Source organism: Flavobacterium terrisoli (genome assembly GCF_030167905.1).
Classification (GTDB): domain Bacteria; phylum Bacteroidota; class Bacteroidia; order Flavobacteriales; family Flavobacteriaceae; genus Flavobacterium; species Flavobacterium terrisoli.
The window spans coordinates 250,099-268,110 of record NZ_JARGNA010000001.1; the positions used below are offsets into that span (position 1 = coordinate 250,099).

The 18,012-nt window shown below is 36.7% G+C and carries 19 protein-coding genes and 1 tRNA gene; 8 read left to right on the forward strand and 12 right to left on the reverse strand.

Going from position 1 to position 18,012, the window contains the following annotated elements; genetic code table 11:
• Positions 1-23: 23 nt before the first annotated feature.
• From P1K33_RS01110 to P1K33_RS01130, 5 genes are read right to left on the reverse strand one after another with little or no spacing between them, the layout of a single operon-like run.
• Positions 24-758, reverse strand: coding sequence for a carboxypeptidase-like regulatory domain-containing protein (locus tag P1K33_RS01110; protein ID WP_284651001.1), 735 nt, complete (start codon positions 756-758; stop codon positions 24-26).
• On the reverse strand, positions 758-1,642 hold the full coding sequence (locus tag P1K33_RS01115; protein ID WP_284651002.1) for a carboxypeptidase-like regulatory domain-containing protein: 885 nt from the start codon (positions 1,640-1,642) through the stop codon (positions 758-760). The genes P1K33_RS01110 and P1K33_RS01115 overlap by 1 nt, the downstream gene beginning before the upstream one ends.
• Positions 1,643-1,648: 6 nt before the next feature.
• Positions 1,649-3,136 (reverse strand): GH3 auxin-responsive promoter family protein, encoded by a 1,488-nt coding sequence (locus tag P1K33_RS01120; RefSeq protein WP_284651003.1) that lies wholly within the window; start codon positions 3,134-3,136, stop codon positions 1,649-1,651.
• A gap of 2 nt (positions 3,137-3,138) precedes the next feature.
• A complete protein-coding gene (locus P1K33_RS01125) occupies positions 3,139-3,504 on the reverse strand; it encodes an SdpI family protein (protein ID WP_284651004.1) in 366 nt (121 codons plus the stop codon).
• A gap of 1 nt (position 3,505) precedes the next feature.
• The gene (locus P1K33_RS01130) at positions 3,506-4,375 is read right to left on the reverse strand and encodes a M23 family metallopeptidase (protein ID WP_284651005.1); all 870 of its coding nucleotides are present in this window, start codon (positions 4,373-4,375) and stop codon (positions 3,506-3,508) included.
• 139 nt (positions 4,376-4,514) lie between these two features.
• Between P1K33_RS01130 and P1K33_RS01135 the strand changes: the two genes are divergently transcribed.
• On the forward strand, positions 4,515-4,718 hold the full coding sequence (locus tag P1K33_RS01135) for a Sec-independent protein translocase subunit TatA/TatB (RefSeq protein ID WP_284651006.1): 204 nt from the start codon (positions 4,515-4,517) through the stop codon (positions 4,716-4,718).
• Positions 4,719-4,774: 56 nt separating this feature from the next.
• Here the strand turns inward: P1K33_RS01135 and P1K33_RS01140 are convergent, their stop codons facing one another.
• From P1K33_RS01140 to P1K33_RS01160, 5 genes are all read right to left on the reverse strand, one after another.
• A complete protein-coding gene (locus tag P1K33_RS01140) occupies positions 4,775-6,898 on the reverse strand; it encodes a Tex family protein (protein WP_284651007.1) in 2,124 nt (707 codons plus the stop codon).
• 456 nt (positions 6,899-7,354) lie between these two features.
• Positions 7,355-8,188, reverse strand: a complete 834-nt coding sequence (locus P1K33_RS01145; protein WP_284651008.1) for an NAD(P)H-hydrate dehydratase — start codon at positions 8,186-8,188, stop codon at positions 7,355-7,357.
• Positions 8,188-9,090, reverse strand: coding sequence for a cation diffusion facilitator family transporter (locus tag P1K33_RS01150; RefSeq protein WP_284651009.1), 903 nt, complete (start codon positions 9,088-9,090; stop codon positions 8,188-8,190). Before P1K33_RS01150 ends, P1K33_RS01145 begins: the two co-directional genes overlap by 1 nt.
• 1 nt (position 9,091) lies before the next feature.
• Entirely contained in the window at positions 9,092-9,523 is a 432-nt protein-coding gene (rpiB, locus tag P1K33_RS01155) for a ribose 5-phosphate isomerase B (RefSeq protein WP_284651010.1), read from the reverse strand.
• Positions 9,524-10,159: 636 nt separating this feature from the next.
• Positions 10,160-10,393: a DUF2007 domain-containing protein gene (locus P1K33_RS01160; protein ID WP_284651011.1), complete on the reverse strand. Its 234-nt coding sequence runs from the start codon at positions 10,391-10,393 to the stop codon at positions 10,160-10,162.
• A 111-nt stretch (positions 10,394-10,504) separates the two neighbouring features.
• Here P1K33_RS01160 and rnr point away from each other — a divergent pair, with 111 nt between their 5' ends.
• Genes rnr through P1K33_RS01190 form a run of 6 tightly spaced genes read left to right on the forward strand, consistent with a single transcriptional unit; the run spans position 10,505 to position 15,199 of the window.
• Positions 10,505-12,685 carry a ribonuclease R gene (gene rnr / locus P1K33_RS01165; RefSeq protein WP_284651012.1) on the forward strand — a complete coding sequence of 727 codons (2,181 nt, stop codon included), beginning with the start codon at positions 10,505-10,507 and terminating at the stop codon, positions 12,683-12,685.
• 35 nt (positions 12,686-12,720) lie between these two features.
• Positions 12,721-13,386: a head GIN domain-containing protein gene (locus P1K33_RS01170; protein WP_284651013.1), complete on the forward strand. Its 666-nt coding sequence runs from the start codon at positions 12,721-12,723 to the stop codon at positions 13,384-13,386.
• 56 nt (positions 13,387-13,442) lie between these two features.
• Positions 13,443-14,135 (forward strand): LysE family translocator, encoded by a 693-nt coding sequence (locus P1K33_RS01175; RefSeq protein ID WP_284651014.1) that lies wholly within the window; start codon positions 13,443-13,445, stop codon positions 14,133-14,135.
• Between the two features lie 10 nt (positions 14,136-14,145).
• Positions 14,146-14,535: a hypothetical protein gene (locus P1K33_RS01180; RefSeq protein WP_284651015.1), complete on the forward strand. Its 390-nt coding sequence runs from the start codon at positions 14,146-14,148 to the stop codon at positions 14,533-14,535.
• 5 nt (positions 14,536-14,540) lie between these two features.
• Positions 14,541-14,861 (forward strand): hypothetical protein, encoded by a 321-nt coding sequence (locus P1K33_RS01185; RefSeq protein ID WP_284651016.1) that lies wholly within the window; start codon positions 14,541-14,543, stop codon positions 14,859-14,861.
• Entirely contained in the window at positions 14,858-15,199 is a 342-nt protein-coding gene (locus P1K33_RS01190; RefSeq protein ID WP_350028969.1) for a GldM family protein, read from the forward strand. The genes P1K33_RS01185 and P1K33_RS01190 overlap by 4 nt, the downstream gene beginning before the upstream one ends.
• A 261-nt stretch (positions 15,200-15,460) precedes the next feature.
• On the opposite strand, the gene P1K33_RS01195 is transcribed toward P1K33_RS01190, so the two are convergent.
• Both P1K33_RS01195 and folB read right to left on the reverse strand, forming a co-directional pair.
• A tRNA-Cys gene (locus P1K33_RS01195) sits at positions 15,461-15,531 on the reverse strand.
• A 129-nt stretch (positions 15,532-15,660) separates the two neighbouring features.
• Complete coding sequence (gene folB / locus P1K33_RS01200; protein WP_284651018.1) at positions 15,661-16,020, reverse strand: dihydroneopterin aldolase; 360 nt, start codon at positions 16,018-16,020, stop codon at positions 15,661-15,663.
• Between the two features lie 83 nt (positions 16,021-16,103).
• Between folB and P1K33_RS01205 the strand changes: the two genes are divergently transcribed.
• The gene (locus P1K33_RS01205) at positions 16,104-17,789 is read left to right on the forward strand and encodes a glutamine--tRNA ligase/YqeY domain fusion protein (RefSeq protein ID WP_284651019.1); all 1,686 of its coding nucleotides are present in this window, start codon (positions 16,104-16,106) and stop codon (positions 17,787-17,789) included.
• The last annotated feature ends 223 nt before the right edge of the window (positions 17,790-18,012 follow it).

An 18,012-nucleotide genomic window follows, 5' to 3' on the forward strand; every position in this document is an offset into this window, starting at 1 on the left:
AAAGCCTCTCTTTCCACATAGTTCTACAACACCAACGGATAATAGATTTTTTGAATTTGTGTGGTTTGGGTGTTCTGGTCGGTGATGGTTTTTTCCTTCTTGTTTTTTTCAATCATGAGCTTTTCAAACCCAACAAACATTCCGTTTTTTGGCATCACCAAATTATAATCCGTCAAATCAATTTTGTTGTTTTTGGTGCCGTTTTTCACCGAAACAATTAAGGCTTTTTTGAGTAATTCTTCTCCCGGAAAACCATTGCCATCGACTTTAAAAAAATGAAGTTTGATTGTTGCGCCTTCTATTCTGCTATCGGTATAAATCGTTACTTTTTTGATGTATTTCAACCTTTTATAGTCTGGGCTATACGGGAAATATTTCACATCCATTCTTGGTCCGTTGTCAAAAGCCTGGGCAATGGTATTTTCGGTTATGCCTATCGTAATTTGTTTGGTTCCGATACTATTGGAAATGACAACCTCATCCAAATCAAAAGCTTTGGAATTCAGAAAAACTTCAGCAGATTGCGATGCTTTTATCGTTTTCTTTTCGTAACCCAAAGCCGAAAAAATCAGGTTTTTGTTTCCCGAGGCATTGATGGAAAAAATCCCGTCTTCCTCAGATGTCGTGGCGATGTTCTCATTTTCCACCCAAATATTGACATACGAAATCGGTTTGCCTGTAAGGCTGTCTTTTACGATGCCTTTAGTTTGGGCAACGAGTGAAATCGAAAACAAAAAGAAAAAAAAGGCTGTTTTCATTAGTTGGACAATATCAAATTTATGGCAGGCATCATTACTTTATTATACCAGGGTTCTTTGCTTTTCTGTTCAGTAAGGAATACTTTGCTTCTACTCCATTTTCCTTGGGAATAAGTAAATGCATTTTCTTTTTCAGAATAGTTAACCACCAATGATGGTGCGTAATCTTCCATTACCATCATTTTTTTGGTTTGATGATCTTTGTATTTAAAATCAGCTCTGTTTTCTTCTATAATCATCCATTCCAAACCAATGACAATTCCTTTTTCGGGAAAGGTCAGATTGTATTTGGAAACATCAATTACATTTCGTTTCATTCCTTTCTTGACCGTCACAATTAGATCTTCGTCTATTAGGTCATTTCCGGGAATGGAATCGTTGAATTCGAAAATCCTGATTTTTAGTTTGGCGCCTTTTTTATCGCTGTCTGAATAAAATACGATCTTCTTTAAAAACGGCGTTTTTTTATAAATAGTATCCTGTTCAAATAATTTCCCGTAAATCCAAGGTTTGTCCCCGGATAGTTGTCTGTGGTGGATTCTTTGGGCATCACCAATTTCGATTTCCTTATCTTGTTTTCTTTTGGATAGTACTACTTCCTTTAATTTATAAACCGCTTCTTTTAAAACTACTCTTTCGCCTTCTTTTATCGCTGTCTTTTTGACTTCAAAACCAACGGAAGAAAAAACAAGTGTCTTATCCTCAGAAGTATTAATTTTAAAAGTACCATTTTCATCAGAAGTTGTTCCTATATTTTCATTTTCCACCCAAACATTGACATACGGAATCGGTTGGTTTTTTTCATCAACCACAATGCCTTTAATTTGACTAAAAGCAGAAAAACCTATAAAAATAAATAGCCACAACCCTTTTTTTGCTTGCATCTTTTTCTATTTTCTGCTAAAAAAGTCAGCAATTTTTCTGTCGTTGGCTAATCGTGGCAATTTGTTTTGTCCGCCGAGTTTTCCAATGGATTTCATATAGTCCTGGAAGCCGTTTTTGGCCACTTTGGTAATGACTAACGTTCGCAGCACATGACCTACAATTAAATCGTCATAATAGGTGTTTTGTTGGCGCATTGCTTCGTCAATTCTCAGGGCAAAATCGGCTAAGTTTTCGGGTTCGTTTTCAAATTCGATAAACCATTCGTGATAAGGCATTCCTTCACTTGGCGTAATTTGTGGTGCTACGGTAAACTCGTTGACCCGAACATTCGTACCATCCATCGCTTCCTGCAAAGCACTTTCCACTTCTTTCCCTATGACATGTTCGCCAAAAGCCGAAATGTAATGTTTGATTCTTCCGGAAACGATAACGCGATAGGGTTTCAAACTCGTAAATTGAACGGTATCGCCGATGTTGTATGCCCAAAGTCCGGCATTGGTGGAAATGATTAAAACATAATTGGTTCCCAATTCCACTTCGCCTATTGTATAGCGTCTTGGCTTTTCGGTAAAAAATTCGTCTGCTTTTACAAATTCATAGAAAATACCCGAATTCAAAAGCAATAACATGCCTTTTTCGGTTTGTGAATCCTGATAGGCGAAAAAGCCTTCGGACGCCGGAAACAACTCTATCGAATCGACTTTTCGTCCGATTAGGTTTTCAAATTTGGCACGATAGGGTTCATAATTTACGCCACCGTAAATAAACAAATTGAAGTTTCTGAAAATATCACCCACGGGTTTGTTTCCTTTTTGCTGCAGTTTTTCAAAATACATTTGCACCCAACTCGGGATTCCCGAAATGACACTCATGTCTTCGTTGAATGTTTCTTCGACTATCGCATCTACTTTGGTTTCCCAATCTTCAATGCAATTGGTTTCCCAACTCGGCATACGGTTTTTTTGGAGGTATTTTGGCACAAAATGCGCGACGATGCCTGACAATCTTCCCAATTTGATTCCGTTTTTTTCCTCCAGAATAGGGCTGCCTTGCAGAAAAATCATTTTGCCATCAACAAAGTCGGCTTTGCCGGTTTCATGGATATAACTCAGAATGGCATTTCGCGCAGCCTGAATGTGAAACGGCATCGATTCCTTAGTCAGCGGAATGTATTTTGCCCCGGAAGTCGTTCCTGAAGTTTTGGCAAAATATATCGGTTTGCCTTTCCAGAGAATGTTTTCTTCACCTTTTACTACCCTATCCACATAAGGCCGCAATTCTTCATAATCTCGAATCGGAACTTTGGCAGCAAAGTCTTCAAAAGTTTTGATGTTGGCAAAATCATGGTCGTTCCCAAACTGAGTCAATTGGGCTTGGCTTATCAAATCCTGCAACACTTTTTGTTGGGTTTCAACAGGTTTTGAAGCCCAGGCTTGGGTTTTGCTGTGGATGCTTTTGGCAAATAATTTGGCGGCTATAGATTTTATGGACATTGTTAATTGTTTGGGAAATTCTTTCTGATGGCTCTTTCGGTTGCAAAAAATAAAAAAGCACAGCCTATAATAACTGATGAGAATCCGATACTGATTTGCAAACCTCCATCCAATTTCATAAAATAATTCGAAAATGAAAATACTACTAGGGCCAATCCGATTTGTACCATTTTAATTCCTGAAAAACGTTGTGAAAAATCCCAAATCTTTTGGTTTTTCATTGAAGCCCTCGTTCTGTAACCATACAGGTAGTTTATTTTTTTTGGTGGAAATACTAGTGTTACTAAGGCTGCAATAACAAAGATTGATCCCGTTGTAAAAGGAATAATCAAGGTTTGCTGGCTGATGTCATTCAAAATTTCTTCCATATTACTCAAAGGCTATAAAGATACTTGGGTCGATTGGGTAACCATCTTTCCACAATTCAAAATGCAGATGCACACCGGTTGATTCCTGTCCGGTGGAACCGGCAAGCGCGATGACTTCACCTGTTCTTACCACATCGCCCTGTTCTTTGGTTAAGGAAGCGGCGTGTTTATAGGCAGAAATAAATCCATTGGTGTGTCTGATAATGACCACGTTTCCAGTCGTTGGTGTCCAATCGGCAAAAATTACTGTTCCGCCCAAAATGGCTTTTATCGGCGTGTCTTTGGCCAAAGCCACATCAACCGCATAATGCTTGTCCTTCGGGTTGAATTTTTCGGTAATCATGCCTTGAGCCGGTGGAAAAAAAACAACACTTACTTTTGGCTTCGCCTTTTCAAAAAGATTGTATTTGTCTTCCCTGGCGACTTCTTCCCTCAATTTCAAATCGGCTTCCGTAGGCTTCAAATCATCTTCAGAAACCGGCTCAACATTGGTGGCGGTTATCGAATCTTTACTGAATTTAGCATAATCCAAATCGCCGGTCAAAATCTTTTTGATGGAGGCAATATAGGCTTCGTTTTTCTTTAAGGCATTGCTAAGTGAATCGGATTTCAGTGCCAATTCGGTCGCATCTCTTTTTAGTTTGGTCGAAGCATAACCCGGAATATATTCTCGTAAAGGGGTAAAGGCGATGATATAAGTCGTGATAAAAATGATCAAAAAAGCGCCGACTGTGGCTACAACAAAAACATTCATCAATGTCAGACGCAAAGAAAATACTTCTTCAAAGGTTTCTTCATTCAGGATAACCAGACGGTTTTTCGTGAATAGTTTTTTCTTAATGATTTTGCGTTTGAGCCGTTTTCCCGACATGATCGTTGATTATACCACAAATATAGAAATTATATCTGCTTAAGATTTCATAAAGTTTAACGTTCTTTAATGCTAAAACAGACGCATCTATTAATTTATTTTCTACATTTGCCAAATATTTAATCTAATTCATATTATCATGAACTTTTTAACCATATTTCTTGGCACAATTGAATTCCCGCAAATGATGTTGATTTTGGCCGTTATTTTATTACTTTTTGGAGGTAAAAAAATTCCGGAACTAATGAAAGGTTTGGGTAGCGGAGTAAAAGAATTTAAAAAAGCTGCTAAAGACGATACAACAGAGCCTAAAAAAGAAGAAGATACTACTACAAAAGAGTAATTTTTCTTGATTATAAAATTAAACCCCAAAGACCTAATGGCTTTGGGGTTTTTATTTTAAAATACCATCGTCAACTGGATTCTTTTTCGGTCTTCGTCAACCTCAACAACTTTCACCTGAACATGTTGGTGTAACTTGACTACTTCATTCACATCGGAAACAAAACCTTCTTTGAGTTGGGAAATGTGAACCAAGCCACTTTCCTTGATTCCGATGTCGACAAAACAGCCGAAGGCGGTAATATTATTGACAATTCCGGGTAAAATCATTCCCGAGCGAACGTCTTTTATGGTTTTTACATTAGGGTCAAATTCAAAAACTTTTGCGGCTTTTCTTGGATCCAATCCCGGTTTTTCGAGTTCTTTTAAAATGTCTTTGATTCCCAGAATTCCAATATCCGAAGTGATATAAGCTTCCGGTTTTATCAAACTGATTTTGTCTTTTTTGCCAATCAGTTCGGCTGTTTTTAGCCCTAAATCTTTGGCCATTTTTTCCACTATACTGTAAGCTTCCGGATGAACGGCTGAGTTATCCAACGGGTTTTTTCCGTCCTTGATTCTGATAAAAGCTGCGGCTTGTTGGTAGGCTTTATCACCCAAACGCGGCACTTTTTTCAACTGCTTTCTGTCTTCAAACGGACCATTTTCTGAGCGGTATGCCACAATGTTTTCGGCCATTTTTTCACCGATTCCCGAGACATAACTCAGTAATGATTTACTTGCCGTATTGATATTGATTCCAACCGAATTCACGCAGCGAACCACAACTGTGTCTAATTCTTCCTTGAGTTTGGTTTGGTCCACATCGTGTTGGTATTGCCCAACACCGATGGATTTGGCGTCAATTTTTACCAATTCCGCCAATGGATCTGACAATCGTCTTCCGATAGAAACCGAGCCACGAACGGTTACATCAAAATTTGGGAATTCATCGCGGGCTATTTTACTTGCTGAATACACTGACGCGCCGGCTTCTGAAACCACAAAAACCTGAACGGACTTATCAAAAGCAATCTTTTTGATAAAGAACTCTGTTTCTCTCGAAGCGGTTCCGTTACCAATAGAAATCGCTTCAATATTATAGGCATTCACCATCGATTTGATTTTCTTCATCGCCATTGCGGTTTCGTTTTGCGGTTGGTGCGGATAAATGGTTTCGTTGTATAACAAATCTCCTTTTTCATCCAGGCAAACCACTTTACAACCGCTTCTATATCCCGGATCTATGGCTAAAATTCGCTTTTCACCCAACGGCGGTGCCAATAACAATTGACCCAAATTCCCGGCAAAAACTTCAATCGCTTTGGCATCGGCTTTGGCTTTGGCTTCCTGTAAGGTTTCGTTGGAAATCGCCGGTTCCAATAATCTTTTATAACTGTCTTTGATGGCCAATCGCAATTGGTCTGCGGTTTCGCGATTGTTTTTTATAGTGTTGTTTTCGATGAATTCAATAGCTTCCTCGTTTTCTATTTCGACATTGAGTTTGACAAAACCTTCGGCTTCGGCACGTAGCATCGCCAATAATCGGTGTGATGGCGCTTTGGAAATCGGTTCGGCCCATTCAAAATATTGAGAGAATTTTTGAGCGGCTTCGTCGTCTTTTTTGGTTTTGACTACTTTGGTTTCAATAACCGCTTTTCTTTGAAACAAACGACGCAGATTTTTTCGGATGTAGATATTTTCATTGATCCATTCGGCAATGATATCGCGCGCGCCTTGTAATGCATCGTCTTCATTGACCACTTTGGCATTCAAATATTTGGAAGCGAGAAATTCAATATCATCCGAATTTTGTGCCATAATGATTTTGGCCAAAGGTTCCAAACCGTTTTCACGGGCAACATCGGCGCGGGTTTTTTTCTTCTTTTTATAAGGCAGATACAAATCTTCAATCTCCTGCAAATCGAAACTGTTTTCGATTTTAGCTTTCAAATCTGATGTTAGTTGGCCTTGTTCCTCGATTGATTTTAAAACGCTGTCTTTTCGTTTTACAATTTCGTCGTATTGCTTTGAATGTTTGGCAATATTTTCAATCACAACTTCATCCAGATTTCCGGTTTGGTCTTTTCGGTAACGCGAAATAAAAGGAATGGTGCAATCTTCGGATAATAATTTTAAAGTCGCCTCGATGCTTTTTGGCGATGCCGTAACCTGGTTTTGAATGAATTGTATGCTAGTCATTTTTGTATAGGATAATTATGGTGCAATGATAAAATTTTTAGTGTGTATTTGTTGTTAATTATCCCAGAATTTAAAGTTTGGGGATTAATTATTATTTTTACATGAAACGACCGAATGTTCGGTGGACATTTATTTCATACCGTTCGACCTTTGGTCTCGGTTCTCCTCTTAATATCAAATAATGATAAAATATTTTTTCCTGCGTATCTTATTGTTGGTAGTGCTTTGCTTGGGAAGTATTGCTTTTTATCTTAACCTACCTGAGGATTTTTTTATAATTTATGCTTTAAGCATTTACACTGGATTGTTCTTTTGGTCGGTTTTTTTATTGGTGGAAAGCTATTTTTTCCATAAAAAATCCTTGAAACTAAAAAGAAATTTAAACCTATTGGCCGGTATCCCGGTTTTTCTGTTTATTGTAATCAGCTTTATCTTGTTCTGGAAAGCACTACATAGCTAATCCGTTTTTTTAATTTGTACTTGTTGGAAAGCTTTGCCTAGATTTTCTATCACATCGGTAATCAACATGCTTTCCGGACTTTGGGTTTCCAAGGTAATATCGGCGGCCAAACCGTGAAGATAAACGCCGAGAATGGCAGCATTGATCGGTTCGTAGCCTTGTGCTAAAAACGCGGTAATGATTCCGGTCAAAGCATCGCCTGAACCGCCTTTGGCCAAGCCCGAATTACCGGTCGTATTCTGAAAGCTTTGGTTGCCATCGGTGATGAAGGTTTTGTCGCCTTTCAACACAATGATACAGTTGAGCTCGATGGCTTTTTCGATGGCTTTTTGTTGTCTTTTTTCGGTTGAAAAATGGATGTCAAACAATCGGTCAAACTCTTTGACATGCGGCGTTAAAATGGATTTGGCCGGAAGTTTTTTTAGTAGCTCCCGATTTTGGGCAAAAACATTTAGCGCATCGGCATCAAAAACAATGGGGAATTTTACGTTTTCAATCAGCAGTTCTATTTTTCTTTCGGTTGGTTTCTCAGTTCCTAAACCCGGTCCGATGGCAACGGCGTTGTATTGGTGCCAATCGTGATTCTCTTCCCTAAATTCTATCATCGCTTCCGGAATGGAAGTAAAAATCGCCAGACGTTCTTTTTTCGGAATGTTGACTGTGACCAAACCGGCTCCGGCGCGAAGCGCCGATTTTGCTGCGATAATTGCAGCTCCCATTTTTTCTTTACTTCCGGCAATAATCAGCGCGTGACCGTGATTGCCTTTGTGTGAATTGGGCAAACGTTTTTTAAAAATATTTTGGATACTATTTAAATCAAGCGTTGTCATTAGTCCTGAACAATGAAATCTTTTGGATCTTTCTTCTTGAATTCGGGTTGGATATTGATGTGATTGATGTTAAATTTAAGAAATAAAACTTGTTCAACCTTATCCAGCAACTCATTGAATTCACTCATTTTTATATCTTCCGAACAATCCAAATGCGCTTCGAGGTGCAATTCTTCGTCATTGAGATGCCAAACATGGATGTGGTGCAATTTATTAACTCCTTTTATTTTGTGCACTTCGCGAACCAATTCTTTGATGTCAATAAAATCGGGTGTGAAAAGCATCAGCATTTTGGTCGAGGTCATCAATAATTTGATACCAACGACAATCAGGTAAAGGGCAATCGCAATGGTCATCACGCTATCAACCCAGAACCAGCCGTAGAATTTCATCAATAATCCACCAACCAAAACGGCTACGGAAGCCATCATATCGGTCAGTAAATGCAAATAGGCTGATTTCATATTGATGTTGTGTTCCGCATCTTTCCGAAGAAAAACAACTGAAAGTCCATTGACTACAATTCCTAAAAGCGCCAACCAAATCACCAAACCAGATTCTATCGGTTGTGGATTAAAAAATCTTTCCACAGCACCATAAATCAGAATAAAAGCCACAATTACCAATGTCGAAGCATTGACGAAAGCGGCGATTAATTCAGCTCTTTTATAACCAAAAGTATTATTGATAGAAGCTTTTCTTCTGGACAATTTGTGTGCGACCAAACTAAAAATCAGCGATAGGACATCGGAGAAATTGTGCAAAGCATCTGAAATCAGTGCCAAACTGCCAGATATGATTCCGCCCACAACCTGAGCAATCGTAATCAACAGGTTTAAAAGTATGGATAGTACAAGGTTTTTCCCTTTTACTTCATGCTTATGAATGTGGACTTCACTCATGTTACTGACAGGCTATTTTATTCACTCTGTTAGCATGCCTTCCGCCTTCGAACGAAGTATTTAAAAAAGTGTCCACCATTTCGACCGCTTGTTGAACCGAGGTAAATCTTGCCGGTATACTAATGATGTTAGCATCATTATGTTGACGCGCCAAAGTCGCAATTTCTTTGGTCCAGCATAACGCCGAACGAATACCCTGATGTTTATTCACTGTCATATTGATTCCGTTTCCTGAACCACAAATCACGATACCGAAATTGGCTTTTTTTGTTTCCACATCAACCGCAACAGGATGTCCAAAATCGGGATAATCAACACTATCAAAAGTGTCGGTTCCGTGGTTAAAAATCTGATAGCCTTTTTGTTCTAAAAAGTCAACAATGGCTTTTTTATAATCCGGTCCTGCGTGATCGTTTCCGATGGAGATTTTCATGGTGTTGTGATTGTAGTTATGAGGACAAATTTACGGAAACTATCGGTTGGTTTTCTACTTTATTGTAACTACTTGATTCTAAAAACATAAGATTTTCTATCCACTGAGATGTTTCTATAACTATTTGAAAATCATTGTAAAAAGCTCAACACAAATGTTAAAATTATAGAATGTTGATAGTGATTTGCAAATCCTTGATAATCAGTTAACTTTAAATTAACACGGATTGTTAACAACTTTGGATAGAAAATTAGAAGTTTTTCGAGGTTGTAATTAAAATTTTTCTAATCAAAAATTGAAACGAGAAAATCAAATTTAGTTTGGTCTTTTTTTGGATAATTTATGAGCATAAAAAAGATGGTTTTCAACAAAAATCAACAACTAAACTTATTAAAAATTCGAGTGTTTTTTTACCTGTTAACAACTGTTGATAAGAATCAAAATTTTCCTCATTTTAAGAACTTTACAATAACTTAACATTGTTAACTTCTCTGTATAAGTTTAGATAACTTTAAAACACTGCCTTTTTAGAAAAAGTTATTGGTACTATTAACACACTATAATAACCATCATATTTTTTAAATTCTTTTAAATTCTATTTTGTTGTTTTTAATATGTGTTAACAACTTTGATTATTTAAACAATTTTTAAATTGTTATTCAGGTTGTCTAAAATGGTTTGAACCTTTTCCGTATCGTTGGGATGAATTTTGAGTTGGATGCCGCCATAAGCTAAACTCGCGAAAGGATCTATGGAAACTAAGTTTTCGTTTTGGAATAGATATGGAATGCCTTCCTGGTCTAAAATCAATTTTAGTACGGCAATTTCATGAGCGAAATTAAAAGTAGCAATGGTAATAAATTCGGTCATTTTGATTGTTTTTATAAAGGTAGTGAATGTTAGTTTTATATTAAAACTCCCAACTTATAACTCATAACTTATAACTATTTCGTAATTTTCAGCATTAATTGAAAAGATACAATGAGTAAGAAACCTAAAAAGTTTGGAAAAAATACTAAAACATTTTCCGAGAAAATTTTTAAAATATTATCCAAGAATGCCAATAAACCATTCAACTACAAACAAATAGCTGCTATCCTGGAACTGGATGATACCAAAAGCAGAAATGAAATTATCAAAGATTTAAAGATACTGGCAGCCCAAAAACTGATTATAGAATCCGAACCCGGAAAGTATTTGGTGAAGGCAACCAGTCAAAAATACTACGAAGGCACGATTGATATGACTTCGCGTAAAACGGCCTATTTTGTCAGTGACGAATTAGAAAATGATGTCTTTGTTCCTTTTGTCAATTTGAATCATGCTTTGGATGGTGATAAAGTCAAAGCTTATGTTTACGACCGAAGAAGTTCGAGAAAACCCGAAGCGGAAGTCCTAGAAATTTTAGAAAGACACAAAGAAGAATTCGTTGGAGTCGTTGATATCCAAAAGAATTTTGGCTTTGTAACAACGGCAAATGCCAAAATGTATACCGATATTTTTATCCCGAAAAATAAATTAGGAGAAGCCGAACATGGTGATGTCGTTTTAGTAAAATTGGAAGATTGGCCAGCAAAAGCCGATTCTCCTTTTGGTTCCGTAATTAAAGTGTTGGGAAAACCAGGAGAACACAATACCGAAATTCATGCGATTTTAGCCGAATATGGTTTACCGTATGATTTCCCGATTGAAGTGGAAGCGTATGCCAATAAATTAGACACTTCAATAACAGAATCAGAAATTGCAAAGCGTCGTGATATGCGTAAGGTTTTGACTTTTACCATAGATCCGAAAGATGCCAAAGATTTTGATGATGCCTTATCCTTTCAGGTTTTAGACAACGGAAACTACGAAATTGGCGTTCATATTGCCGATGTTTCACATTATTTGAAAGAAGGAACTATCTTGGATGATGAAGCTTACAGAAGAGCGACTTCAGTGTATTTGGTTGACAGAGTTGTCCCAATGTTACCGGAAGTATTGTCTAATTTTGCCTGTTCGTTAAGACCACAGGAAGAAAAATATACATTCTCAGCCATTTTTGAATTAACACCAAAAGCGGAAGTGGTCAACCAATGGTTTGGCAGGACAATAATTTTCTCCGATCAGCGTTTTGCTTATGAAGAAGCGCAACAAATCATAGAAACCAAAGGTGATATCATTCCGGCTGAAATATCATTAACCGGAAAAGAATACAAAGTTCCTGCAGATATTGTTTTTGCTACGTTAAAGCAAGATGAATTGGCAAAAATTCTGAGAAGAAAAAGAATGACTGCAGGTGCAATTTCGTTTGACAAAGTAGAAGTAAAATTCAACTTAGATGAAAATGCAGAACCGGTTGGCGTGTTCTTTAAAATTTCCAAAGATGCCAATCATTTGATTGAAGAATTCATGCTGTTGGCCAACAGAAAAGTGGCTGAATTCATTGGGAAACAAAAGAAAACTTTTGTATACCGTATTCACGATGAACCCAATGAAGACAAGTTGATTAACCTTCAAACGGTGATTTCAAAATTTGGTTATTCTATCAATATGAAATCCAAACAAGATATTTCAAAATCGTTGAATAATTTATTGAATGAAGTCAATGGTAAAAAAGAACAGAATTTAGTGGATACTTTAACGATTCGAAGTATGAGCAAAGCCAAATATTCTACTGAAAATATTGGACATTATGGTTTGGCATTTGATTTTTACAGTCATTTTACTTCGCCAATTCGCCGCTATCCGGATGTTATGGCACACCGATTGTTGCAATATTATCTCGATGGAGGAAAAAGCGTGAACCAGGAAGATTACGAAGAAAAATGTGCGCATTCCAGTGATATGGAAGGTTTGGCTGCACAAGCAGAAAGAGATTCCGTAAAATACATGCAGGTAAAATACATGCAGGATCACAAAGATCAGGAGTTTTTAGGTGTGATTTCAGGCGTTACCGAATGGGGAATTTATGTGGAAATCATCGAAAACAAATGTGAAGGAATGGTGAGAATACGCGAAATTAAAGAAGATTATTATACTTTTGATGAAAAACAATATGCTTTGATTGGTCAGGCCACCAATAGCATTTTGCAACTAGGTGACGAAGTTTACGTGAAGGTAAAAAATGCTGATTTAGTCAAAAAACAATTAGATTTACATTTCCTCAGGAGAAATGAATAAATAGTACTTAATATTAAATAAAATTATTTTAAAAAATGAAAAAGTTAGTTTATAGTTTATTAGTATTCAGTTCGATAGCTTTCGGACAAGTAGAAAAAAATGTGGGCGATTTTACTAAAGTCACTTCTTTTGACCAGATAGATGTGGTGTTGATAAAAGGAAATGAAAACAAAGTGATTATTGAAGGAAAAGAAGCCAATGATGTAGAATTAGTCAATAAAAGCGGCGAGTTAAAAATCAGAATGCCATTAGAAAAATTATTGGGTGGAGATCATATTTCGGTAACCGTTTATTTTACCAATTTAACAGCGGTTGAAGCCAATGAAGGTTCACGAATTGCTTGTGGCGAAGAATTAAAAGCTGTCGCTTTTGAGGTAAATGCCAAAGAAGGATCACAAGTAAGACTAACATTAGACGTTGAAAAGTTGAATGTAAGATCAGGTAATGGATCAACAATTAATCTTCAGGGAAGTGCCGATGTTCAAGATGTTATCGTGAATTCTGGTGGTATTTATGAAGGGAAAAATGTAAAAACCAACATAACCACAGTAACCGCAAATGCCGGTGGTGAAGCAGATGTAAATGCCATAACTCTTGTTGATGCTAAAGTTCGTGCCGGTGGTGATATCACTATCCATGGGAAACCAAAGCAAATCAATCAGAAAGTTGTAGCCGGAGGAAACATTACGGAAGCAAAATAGAAATAGTTTTAAATTGTTAAAATTTAATTCTAACTTGCATTGTCAAAATTCAAACAATGATTTTTCTTAACGATATTTTATCTGCCATTCCGCTTGGTTTCATTCTGAGTTTTATGATTGGACCGGTGTTTTTTGTTTTACTGGAAACCAGTGTTGTCAAAGGATTCAGAGCTGCTATCGTTTTCGATTTGGGCGTGGTTCTGGCAGATATTGTATTTATCCTTATTGCTTTTTTTAGTAGTTACCGATTGATCCAAAGTATCAAAAATGATCCGGCATTGTTTATTTTCGGCGGATTGGTGATGCTTACTTATGGTATTATTTCCTTTGTAAAAAACAAAAAAGAATCCAGAAAAAGCCTTGATGAAATTGACCCAAAAGTATTGGCAAAAACCAATTATCTTTCGCTTTTTATCAAAGGGTTTTTCCTCAACTTTATCAATATTGGTGTGCTTGGTTTTTGGTTGGCTATCCTAATTACCATCGGACCGCAGCTCGAATTGAAAGCGTCGAGAATGATCACTTTTTTTACGACTTTAATCGTAGTGTATTTTATAACCGATATGTTTAAAATACTTTTAGCCAAACAGTTAAGAAATAAACTCAACCCAAAAAACATCCTTTTAATCAAGAAATTCATTAGCGTTGTTTTGATTATTTGCGGTGTGGTTTTATTGTCTCAGGCCTGGTTCCCCAAAGAACAAAAAATGGTGAATTCTGCCATTGAAAAGTTGGAAGAAAAAGAATAAACTCCTTCTTATGAAAAAAGTTATTTTCCTGTTTGTGTTATTTTTTTCTATTTCTTTTTATGGACAGAATGACAAAATCAATTTTGTCGTAACTGTAAACGGCATGGATGCTTCTAACATTATCAAAATGAAAAAGGAGCAGCTTAAAGATGCTGTTATTGCTTATCGTTTTGAAGATAAAAACCTGTCTGATACAAAAGTTATAGGTTTTATCATAAAAGTACCAGGCATTCAAGCCGTGAAGATTGTTGGGAATAAAATAGACGACAGGACTTATCAAAAGATTCTAAGAACAGCATCCAAAGGAGATAAAATCACCTTTTTTGATATTAAGACCAATAAGAATTCTACTTCGGGACCAATATGTAATGTGGGACCGGTTGTTATTGAAATATACTGATGTATATGAAAGCCTTATTTTTAGTTATCTTTTCTTTCTTATCTATTTCATTTTATGGGCAAAATGATACACTTTCTGTTGTGCGTCATACAGAAAACGACATGGTAACCCCAAAGGATCTAAAGGTTATTTATAGAGGAATTAGTAACGAATTATTTATTGATGTACCAAATTCAAAATCCTTTAAAGTATCTGGAGATTTTATCACAAAAAAAGATAAAAATATTTATAAGCTGAATCCTGGAGCTGGTTTTGAAGCTACTATTTTTATTGATATTGTTTTAAAGAATAACTTAAAAAAATCTGAGAGACATATTTTAAAGTGAGAAATACGAGTGGTTTTATCAATGCAATAAATGGAAGGTCTGGTGTGGTTAAAATGAAAAAAGAGCAACTCAAAAATGCTCATGTCACCGTTCGTTTTGTAGATAAAAATCTAAATTTTTTAAACAAGGTAACTAGATTTGATTTAAAAATACCCGGATTAGAATCGATACAAATTGAAGGAGACAAAATAGATGAAGGTACTTATCAAAAAATTCTACGTAAAACATCTCAAGGAGATCAATTGGCTTTATTTGATATCAAAATGAATGTCTATGATCCCAGACTGAAAGGAGCGATGTGTTTTTTGACAACTCCACTTGTTGTACAAATTTATTAGTTTCTTAAAATTTGTAATTAAAATAAATAAGTTTCAAGGGACTTTATTACCAGCACCGTCCGGATTCGAACATATCTTTAATTAATTTTTCCTAAAAATTTAAAATTAAAAAAAAGAGCTACTATTTCTAGTAACTCTTTTGAGGAATCGTCTGTCCCGAAGTTTCGGGAGAACCGAGTAGTCGGTTTTGCATTGTATTTAATTAATTTTTTCTAAAAATTAGCCCATAAAAAAAGCTCTCAAAAAGAGAGCTTAATTCAGAGGCATCGTCCGGATTCGAACCGGAGTATACGGTTTTGCAGACCGGTGCCTAGCCGCTCGGCCACGATGCCAGTTGGACGGCAAATATACTAAAAAAGTTAAAAGGCAAAAGGCAAAAGGTAAAAAGTTTTGTTTTCAAACTTATAACTCATAATTAGCTCAGCTCAGTTCGACTTTCAGTCTCGGGTGCTAACTCATAACTAACTTCGGTATTCTTCCATTTCAATCGTAACCGCTTCAACATCACCGCCAATAGGAGGATTGAGTTTGGAAACCGCCAATACTATTCGGGAAACGGATGGGATTTCGCCAAAGATTCTGGTGATGATTCTATGGGCAACATGTTCTAATAATTTAGAACGAATCGCCATTTCTTCTTCTACAATCTTATTCAAAAGCACATAATCAACCGTATCTTTCAGCTCATCAGTCACCGAAGATTTCCTCAAATCGGTCTTGATTTCCAAATCGACACGGTAATCCGAACCAATTCTTCCTTCTTCTTCCAGGCAGCCGTGAAACGAAAAGGTTCTGATATTTTGCAGTTTTATTGTTCCCATTTTTTGATTTCAACGTCAAATTTCAAATTTTCAAATTTTCAAATTGACTAATTAAACATATCTTTGCTAAAATTACAAAAATAATGTCAACAGAAGAGAAGTCCCTTAATTTCCTCGAACAAATTATAGAAGAAGATTTGAAAAACGGTTTGCCTCAAAACAAATTGCGTTTTCGTTTTCCACCTGAACCTAACGGCTATTTGCACGTTGGGCATGCCAGTGCTATTTGTTTAAATTTTGGTTTAGGAATTGATTATCAGTCGCCGGTAAACCTGCGTTTTGATGATACTAATCCTGCCAAAGAGGAACAGGAATACGTTGACGCGATTAAAAAAGACATCGAATGGTTGGGTTATCAATGGGATACCGAGTGTTATGCTTCGGATTATTTCCAACAATTATATGATTGGGCAGTTGAGTTTGTTAAGAAAGGTAAAGCCTATGTAGACAGCCAATCGTCTGAAGAAATGGCCAAACAAAAAGGAACGCCAACGCAAGTTGGAACCAATTCTCCTTTCAGAGATCGTTCAGTTGAAGAAAATTTAGACTTATTACAACGCATGAAAAATGGCGAATTTCCAAACGGAACGCACATTCTTCGCGCCAAAATAGATATGTCACACAACAATATGTTGATGCGTGACCCGATTATGTATCGTATTCTGCATTCTCATCATCACCGTACCGGAAATGATTGGTGTATTTATCCAATGTATGATTGGGCACATGGTGAAAGCGATTATTTGGAACAAATTTCACACTCGTTTTGTACGCTGGAATTTTTGCCACACCGTGAATTATACGACTGGTTTTTAGACCAAGTTTATGATGAAAGTAAAGTTCGCCCAAAGCAAAGAGAATTCGCTAGAAGAAACCTTTCTCATACGGTTGTTTCTAAGCGTAAGCTTTTACAATTAGTAGAAGAAAAACACGTTACCGGTTGGGATGATCCAAGAATGAGCACGATTTCGGGTATGCGTCGTCGCGGTTATCCGCCTATGGCGATTCGGAATTTTGCTAAAACTATCGGAATTGCCAAGCGTACAAACCTGATTGATGTTTCGCTTTTGGAGTTCTGCGTTCGTGAAGAATTGAATAAAACCACACATCGTGTAATGGCGGTTTTGAATCCGGTGAAGTTGGTGATTACCAATTATCCTGAAGGTCAGGAAGAATGGTTAGAAGCCGAAAACAATCCGGAAGAAGAAGTGATGACTTATCGTAAAGTGCCATTTTCTAAGGAATTATATATCGAAAGAGAAGATTTTCAGGAAGAAGCCAATAAGAAGTTTTTCCGCCTGACTTTAGGAACCGAAGTGCGCTTGAAAAATGCTTATATCATTAAAGGCGAAAGCGTTGTGAAAGACGCTGACGGCAACATTACCGAAATTCACTGTACCTATGATACCGATTCCCGTAGCGGAAGCGGAACTGAAGCGTCTCAACGCAAAGTAAAAGGAACGATTCACTGGGTTTCTACAGCGCATGCCGTTGAAGCAGAAGTTCGTATTTATGACCGTTTGTTTTCACACGAAAGTCCGGATGGAAACAAAGAAATCGACTTTAAGGAATTCATCAACCCAAATTCTTTGGAAGTGATAACCGGTTATGTTGAACCAAGTTTGCAATCGGCTAAAAATTTAGACCAATTCCAATTCCAACGTTTGGGTTATTTTTGTGTCGACAAAGATTCTTCTGCTGAAAAATTGGTTTTCAACAAAACGGTTGGCTTAAGAGATACTTGGGCCAAAGTGGAAAGCAAAGAATAATTTTCGATATAGATTTTATAAATAAAAAGCCAGCAGAAATGCTGGCTTTTTCTATTATTAACAAAAGCTATAGAAATTTAAAATCATATAATTTTAAGCAATAAAAATAGGCTTTCATAAATCGTTTTTATTGCATTTTTAAAATTTCAACAGGTCAAATGATAGGTCAATAAGCAAACGACGATTATTTCGCTTTAAATGAAGTTTTGACTGTTTAACGACA

Bases quoted from the DNA above. Each gene is read 5' to 3' on its own strand.
- P1K33_RS01110 (WP_284651001.1), bottom strand. From the start codon at position 758: ATGAAAACAGCCTTTTTTTTCTTTTTGTTTTCGATTTCACTCGTTGCC.
- P1K33_RS01115 (WP_284651002.1), bottom strand. From the start codon at position 1,642: ATGCAAGCAAAAAAAGGGTTGTGGCTATTTATTTTTATAGGTTTTTCT.
- P1K33_RS01120 (WP_284651003.1), bottom strand. From the start codon at position 3,136: ATGTCCATAAAATCTATAGCCGCCAAATTATTTGCCAAAAGCATCCAC.
- P1K33_RS01125 (WP_284651004.1), bottom strand. From the start codon at position 3,504: ATGGAAGAAATTTTGAATGACATCAGCCAGCAAACCTTGATTATTCCT.
- P1K33_RS01130 (WP_284651005.1), bottom strand. From the start codon at position 4,375: ATGTCGGGAAAACGGCTCAAACGCAAAATCATTAAGAAAAAACTATTC.
- P1K33_RS01135 (WP_284651006.1), top strand. From the start codon at position 4,515: ATGAACTTTTTAACCATATTTCTTGGCACAATTGAATTCCCGCAAATG.
- P1K33_RS01140 (WP_284651007.1), bottom strand. From the start codon at position 6,898: ATGACTAGCATACAATTCATTCAAAACCAGGTTACGGCATCGCCAAAA.
- P1K33_RS01145 (WP_284651008.1), bottom strand. From the start codon at position 8,188: ATGACAACGCTTGATTTAAATAGTATCCAAAATATTTTTAAAAAACGT.
- P1K33_RS01150 (WP_284651009.1), bottom strand. From the start codon at position 9,090: ATGAGTGAAGTCCACATTCATAAGCATGAAGTAAAAGGGAAAAACCTT.
- rpiB (WP_284651010.1), bottom strand. From the start codon at position 9,523: ATGAAAATCTCCATCGGAAACGATCACGCAGGACCGGATTATAAAAAA.
- P1K33_RS01160 (WP_284651011.1), bottom strand. From the start codon at position 10,393: ATGACCGAATTTATTACCATTGCTACTTTTAATTTCGCTCATGAAATT.
- rnr (WP_284651012.1), top strand. From the start codon at position 10,505: ATGAGTAAGAAACCTAAAAAGTTTGGAAAAAATACTAAAACATTTTCC.
- P1K33_RS01170 (WP_284651013.1), top strand. From the start codon at position 12,721: ATGAAAAAGTTAGTTTATAGTTTATTAGTATTCAGTTCGATAGCTTTC.
- P1K33_RS01175 (WP_284651014.1), top strand. From the start codon at position 13,443: ATGATTTTTCTTAACGATATTTTATCTGCCATTCCGCTTGGTTTCATT.
- P1K33_RS01180 (WP_284651015.1), top strand. From the start codon at position 14,146: ATGAAAAAAGTTATTTTCCTGTTTGTGTTATTTTTTTCTATTTCTTTT.
- P1K33_RS01185 (WP_284651016.1), top strand. From the start codon at position 14,541: ATGAAAGCCTTATTTTTAGTTATCTTTTCTTTCTTATCTATTTCATTT.
- folB (WP_284651018.1), bottom strand. From the start codon at position 16,020: ATGGGAACAATAAAACTGCAAAATATCAGAACCTTTTCGTTTCACGGC.
- P1K33_RS01205 (WP_284651019.1), top strand. From the start codon at position 16,104: ATGTCAACAGAAGAGAAGTCCCTTAATTTCCTCGAACAAATTATAGAA.